At 66.5% G+C, this 6,000-nt stretch carries 5 protein-coding genes; 1 reads left to right on the plus strand and 4 read right to left on the minus strand.

Going from position 1 to position 6,000, the window contains the following annotated elements:
* Positions 1-262 precede the first annotated feature (262 nt).
* Positions 263-631, plus strand: coding sequence for a hypothetical protein (locus ACP156_RS23080; protein WP_425053713.1), 369 nt, complete (start codon positions 263-265; stop codon positions 629-631).
* 77 nt (positions 632-708) lie between these two features.
* Here ACP156_RS23080 and ACP156_RS23085 read toward each other — a convergent pair whose 3' ends face one another.
* From ACP156_RS23085 to ACP156_RS23100, 4 genes are all read right to left on the minus strand, one after another.
* Complete coding sequence (locus ACP156_RS23085; RefSeq protein WP_425053714.1) at positions 709-2,013, minus strand: NAD(P)/FAD-dependent oxidoreductase; 1,305 nt, start codon at positions 2,011-2,013, stop codon at positions 709-711.
* A gap of 60 nt (positions 2,014-2,073) precedes the next feature.
* Positions 2,074-4,476 carry a GcvT family protein gene (locus ACP156_RS23090; RefSeq protein ID WP_425053715.1) on the minus strand — a complete coding sequence of 801 codons (2,403 nt, stop codon included), beginning with the start codon at positions 4,474-4,476 and terminating at the stop codon, positions 2,074-2,076.
* Positions 4,477-4,582: 106 nt separating this feature from the next.
* Entirely contained in the window at positions 4,583-5,164 is a 582-nt protein-coding gene (locus tag ACP156_RS23095) for a retropepsin-like aspartic protease family protein (RefSeq protein ID WP_425053716.1), read from the minus strand.
* 88 nt (positions 5,165-5,252) lie between these two features.
* On the minus strand, positions 5,253-5,879 hold the full coding sequence (locus ACP156_RS23100; protein WP_425053717.1) for a MarC family protein: 627 nt from the start codon (positions 5,877-5,879) through the stop codon (positions 5,253-5,255).
* Positions 5,880-6,000 lie beyond the last annotated feature (121 nt).

Here is a 6,000-nt window from a genome sequence, read left to right on the forward strand (position 1 = left end):
ACCTGTGGCGCGTGTGCCGCGCGGTCATGCAAAATCCCCTTATCTGGCGGAAAATGCAGATGGTTATCGAATTAATTGAAGGGGTTGAAGCAGTCCGCGGTTGACCAGAATCGCTCGGCTGGGGATGTTCAAACCGGGCGTGCGTTTCCCCCACCAAGGATTTGCGATTGCCCGAGGTCCGGACCGTCCTTGCAAAAGGCCGGTCGGTTTGCCGCCGTCGCGGGGGCAGAGCAGGGGCAAGAGAGGGTAAAGGAGTTAGACAATGAATCATCTCAAGATCATGCTGGCCGGTCTGCTGTTCGCGACCGTGCTGCCGTCGCTGGCGTCCGCCGCGACACTTTTCTGGACAATCGACAACGACTACAACCGCACTGTGAGCCTGGAGTTCTACAGCCAGGAGCGCAACCACGTGTGGCCCGGCAACGGTCAGGTCTACGTGATCGACCCGAACGAGGGCGATGCGACCTTCAACCTGTCGTGTAACTACAACGAACTGATCTGCTACGGCGCGTGGGTGCGCGGCTCGTCGCAGACCTACTGGGGCGTTGGTCCGAACGACAGCTACAACTGCTCGAACTGCTGCGCGCGCTGCGGTCTGGGCAATGTGGAGCCAATACAACTGCTACCATGACCGCGTGATGCGTCACGCTCTGGTGTTGTGAGACACGCCGCCCGGTCCGAAGAGGCCGGGCGGTTTGCGTTTCGGGCTCAGCCCAGCACCGAAAAGCTCGACTCTGCATTGATCGGGCGCTTTCGGGAATAGAACCCGGCGTCGATGCTGCGGTCGATATAGGGCAGGCGGAACTGCAAGGGGGCGGCGTCGTGGTCGTTGCCCGCCTCGCAATAGTCCACCAGCGCCGCCATCAGCTTTCCGGCGATGGGGGCGTTCTTGTACTGGTTCCCGCTGGTGCCGCACGCCATGTAGAACCCCGGCAGGGCGGACTTGTCGTAGATCGGAATCCAGTCGGTCGAGGCGTCGTACAGGTCCACCACGCCCCGCATCCGGCTGGGAATGCCAAGGCTGGGCACCCGCTGGCCATAGCGCATCGCCTGCGTCGTCCATTGCTCGGTAAAGTCGTGGTTGTAGTCGGTATCGGACGCCGCCCAGTCGTGCGGGTCGCATTCCGGGTCTTCCGAGCCGATCAGGATGTTGTTGCCGTGTTCGGGGCGGCAATAGCAGGCGATGTCGCTGTCGGACACGATGGTGCCGTCGTGCTCGAAGTCGAAGCCCTCGGGCGCGGGGACGTGGACCACCTCTTGCCGCAGCGGGCGGGTGGCGATGGTCATGTCGCCGGTGACACTGGCCAGTTCGTTGATGTGGGACGAGCCCGGACCGGCCACGTTGATCACCACCGGCGCGTGGATCTCTTCCCCATCCGCCAGCCGCACGCCCTTCACGCGGCCGTTCTCCTGCAGGATCGCGGCCACCTCGACGCCCATCCGCGTCTCGGCGCCGTGCAGCTTCGCCGCCGCCATCAGGTTCTGCGCCGACAGCGCCGGGTCGGTGACGTAGCCCGCGTTCGGCCAGTAGACGCCGCCCTTGAGATGCCCGCCATTGGGCTCGCCGAACGCCGCGTCTGTGCGCGCTTTGGGCGGTGCATAGCTGTCCAGCGCATAGATCGGCAGCCGCGCGGTGATCTCATCCGGTCCCCATTCGGCGTGCGGGATGTCCAGCTCGGCGGAATAGCGGATGTGTTTCGACAGGTGATCGTTCGCGGGCGTCTTCATCACAAGGCAGCCGGTCTCGCGGAACGGGGCAAGGTCGCTGCCATCGGGCAGGCCAAGGTACTCGACCCAGTCGCGCCAGTAGTGATAGCCCTCCCAGGCGAAGGCGGTGCCGTCGAGCGTGGAATAGTGCATCCGGATGATCGCGCAGGACCCGGCGGTCGAGCCATGGCCCGCAGTGGCGTTGCGGTCCAGCGACAGCGTCTTCCAGCCAGCCTTGGCCATTTCGAAGGCGGTGGCGGCGCCGATCACGCCGGTTCCGATGATGATCGCGTCTGGTTGGGTCAAAGAGGGTCTCCGGTCAGTGTGGTCCCGCAAGGCGGGTCGTATCAGGGGCAGGGCAGGCGGTTACGTCGTCCGCATCGCACGGCCTTCGGGGTCATAGGGCGATGGTGCGATCACCTTGGCGGGGCGTTCCTGCCCGACGACATGCACGGACAGCGCCGTGCCCGGCGTGGCGACGGCGGGATCGACCAGCGCCAGCGCCAACGATTTCTCCACCACATGCCCGTAGCCGCCCGAGGTCACGTAACCCACGACGGTCCCTTCGGACCACACGGGTTCATAGCCGCTGGCGTCCGCGCCATCCGCGTCGATCTCCAGCGTCGCCAGCACCCGCTCGGGCGCGGTGTCGCGCGCGGAAAACGCCGCCTCGCGGCCGATGAAGTCATCCTTGGTCCAGTCTATCCAGCGGTCCAGCCCGACCATCGCGGGCGTGCGGTCCTGCGTGTATTCCGACCGCCACGCGCCAAAGCTCTTCTCCAGCCGCAGGGATGTCAGCGCGTTATAGCCGTATTCCACCAGCCCGAGGTCGGCCCCGGCCTCCAGCAGCGCGCGGCGCAGGGTGATGTGGTCCGAGGCGCGCACGTTGACCTCGTAGCCAAGCTCGCCCGTCACCGACAGCCGCCCGACCTTGGCCCGCGACAAACCCACGTCCATCGCCCGGCACCCCATAAAGGGCAGGGCGACCTCGCCATCCGTCAGCCGCTCCAGCACCTCCAGCGAGCGCGGCCCGGACAGCGAGAAGCCGACCCAGTCGTCCGAGATGTCCCGGATCATGACGCCATCGTGCCAGCGGTCGTCGAACCAGCGCATATGCCAGTTTCGCAGATAGTAGCTGCCCATCAGCCAGAACGAGCCGTCGCCCCAGTTGAACAGCGTCAGATCCCCGCGCAGCCGCCCCGAATGCGCCAGCATCGGCGCCAGCCGTGCGCGGCCGGGCGCGGGCATCCTGCCCGCCAGCACCCGGTTCAGCCAGCTTTCCGCGTTGGGGCCGGTGATCTCGAACCGCGAGAAGCCGGTGATGTCCAGAAGCCCTGCCGCCTGCCGCACCGCCCGGCATTCGGCGCCGACGATGTCGAACGCGTTCGAGCGGCGCAGCGTCGGTGTTTCCTCGAAATCCCGGGGCGCGAAATACAGCGGCACCTCCAGCCCATAGCTTTCGCCCCATCGCGCACCCGCCGCATCCATCTCGGAATGCGCCGGGGCCATCTTCAGGGGCCGCCCGGCGGGCAGTTGCTCGTTGGGGTAGGTCATCACGAAGCGGCGGGAATAGAACTGCCCGGTGGTCTGGCGGATGTATTCCTTGTTGGACGCGAAATCGCCGTAGCGCGCGATGTCCATCGACCAGCTGTCGGTCTCGGTCTCGCCATGGATCATCCACTCGGCCAGAGTCTTGCCGACGCCGCCGCCCTGCAGGAACCCCGCCATCACGCCGCAGGCCAGCCAGTAGCCCGGCACACCACGCACCGGCCCCACCAAAGGATTGCCGTCGGGCGAGAAGGTGAACGCCCCGTGGACCCAGTCCTTCACGCCCACGTTCTGCAACGCAGGGAAGCGGGTGAAGGCGCAGGTCAGTTCGTGCTCGATACGGTCGGGGTCTTCCTGCAACAACTCGATGCCGTAATTCCACGGCGCGCCATCCATCATCCAGTGATTGTGGTTCACCTCGTAGATGCCGATCAGCATGCCCTGCTGGTACTGGCGCGAATAGAAGAACCCCTCGGGGTCGACGCACATCGGGATCTCGTGATCGAGCGCCGCGATCTCGGGGATCGTCTCGGTGTGCAGGTAGTGGTGCGACAGGGGAGAGACCGGCAGTTCAAGCCCGGCCATCCGACCCACCTGCTTGGCCCACAGCCCGCCCGCGTTCACCACGTGCTCTGCGGTGATCGTGCCCTGCTCGGTCACCACCTGCCAGCCCTCGGGCGTGCGGTGCAGTTCGGTGACGCGGTTGTGCTCGACCACTTCGGCGCCGCGCTGGCGGGCGGCGCGGGCATAGGCGTGGACGACGCCGGTGGTGTCCACGTAACCCTCGCGCGCGGCGTACATGCCGCCCAGGACGCCGGTGGTATCCATCACCGGATGCGCCTTGGCGATCTCGTCGGGGGTCATCAGGTAAGTGTCGTCGATCCCGATCGACTGGTACGTGCGATGGGCGTCCTGCAACAAGTCCCAGCGGTCGGGGGACGAGGCGATGGTGATCCCGCCGGTCATGCGCAGCCCGATGTCCTGACCGGATTCCGCCTCGATCTCGGACAGAAGGTCGATGGTATAGGCCTGCAACGCCGCCATGTTCGGGTCGGCGTTCAGAGCGTGGATGCCACCCGCCGCGTGCCACGAGGATCCGGCGGTCAGCACGTTGCGCTCGATCAGCACCACGTCGGTCCAGCCGAATTTCGCAAGATGATACAACACCGAAGCGCCGACCACGCCGCCTCCGATGACCACGACGCGGTAATGCGATTTCATCCGTTCGTTCCCCTGACCAGCCTGCATGACCGGAGGCTAGCCGAGGCCCGCCCGCCTGTGGAGGGCCGGATGCGACATTTCGGGGTCCGTTTCGCCCGGCGGCGTCCTAGCGCTCGAGCACCAGCTTGTTGTCGGCGATCTCGATCCGCTCGAACCGGCGCAGGTAGGCCATGCCCAGAAGCGAGGTATTCATCTCGCCCCGGTTCACCCAGACGCTTACGCCCTGATCGGTGATGCCGCCGACCGACAGTTCATCGACGGTGGTGCGGGCGGTTCCGACGACGCCGTTCGCCGTCCCGGCGCGGCCCGAGTAGACAAGGCTGTCCGGGTCGATCCCGACCGAAATGGCGTCCTGCCGGGTCAGCACGATGTCGGTGGCCCCGGTGTCGACGACGAACAGCACGGGCGACCCGTTCACCGAGGCGGTGATGTAGAAATGGCCGTCGCGGGCCTGCGGCACCTCGATCCGTCCGGCCTCGGCAAAGACCGACTGCTGCGGAAGGATGTCGCCGCGGATGTCCTGCCACAGCCCGACCGCAGCGATCACGCCGATGAAGATCAGCCCCCACTGGATCATGTTGCGCAGCATCTGCCCCATGTTCTGCCGGTGCGCGAACACGTAGGACGCGATCAGCGCGCCGCCCAGAAGGACGAGGTAGACGAGACTGCCGAGGCTGGTGGTATCCATGCGGAATCCTTTCCCCATGAAGATAGGCGCGCGCGGACGCCATGTCAGCGGGTTCACGCGACTGTCAGGGCGCGTCAGCCTGTCTCAGTCACGGTCCATAGCCCGCGCCCCGGATGCCATCCAGCACGAACTGTACCGACAGGGCCGCCAGCAGCATCCCCAGCAGGCGTGTCACCACGTTGATGCCCGTAGGCCCCAAGGCGCGTTCCATCAGGCCCGCGGCGAACCACAAAAGCAGGCAGATCGCCACGACCGCGACCATCACCACATGCACCGCAAGCACCCAGCTCCAGGATGCGCCGGTCTGGCCCGCAAGAAGGATCATCGTCGCCATTGCCCCCGGCCCGGCGGTCAGCGGCACGGCAAGCGGGAAGATCGAGGGGTCGTCGCCGGGATCGTCGTCTTCATGCGTCTTGTCCTGCCGCCGCTTGGTGCGCCGCTCGAACAGCATGTCGAGCGCGGTCAGGAACAGCAGCACGCCGCCCGCGATGCGGAAGGCGGGCATCGAGATGCCGACGAAGGACAACAGCCGCTCGCCGAACAGGCCGAACACGGTCAGCAGCGCGATGGCGGTGACGGCGGCGCGCAACGCGATGCCACGGCGCTTGTCCGCGGACATGCCCTGCGTCAACGCGACGAACAGCGGCGCCATGCCGATCGGGTCGATGACCACGAACAGCGTGACGAAGGCGGTGATAAGCTGTGCCGGTTCCATGATCCCGTGTTTATCCGATGCGGCGAACAGGTCCAGCCCCGGCGCGCGGCCGGGCGGGGCTTGCGGGGGAAGGGGGGGGGGGGGGGGGGGGGGGGCGCCCCCCCCCCCCCCCCCCCGCGGG

This window comes from Psychromarinibacter sp. S121 (assembly GCF_049801035.1).
Lineage (GTDB): Bacteria > Pseudomonadota > Alphaproteobacteria > Rhodobacterales > Rhodobacteraceae > Psychromarinibacter.

Excerpts from the sequence above, each read along its gene's own strand:
- ACP156_RS23080 (WP_425053713.1), top strand. The coding sequence starts at position 263 with ATGAATCATCTCAAGATCATGCTGGCCGGTCTGCTGTTCGCGACCGTG.
- ACP156_RS23090 (WP_425053715.1), bottom strand. The coding sequence starts at position 4,476 with ATGAAATCGCATTACCGCGTCGTGGTCATCGGAGGCGGCGTGGTCGGC.
- ACP156_RS23095 (WP_425053716.1), bottom strand. The coding sequence starts at position 5,164 with ATGGATACCACCAGCCTCGGCAGTCTCGTCTACCTCGTCCTTCTGGGC.
- ACP156_RS23100 (WP_425053717.1), bottom strand. The coding sequence starts at position 5,879 with ATGGAACCGGCACAGCTTATCACCGCCTTCGTCACGCTGTTCGTGGTC.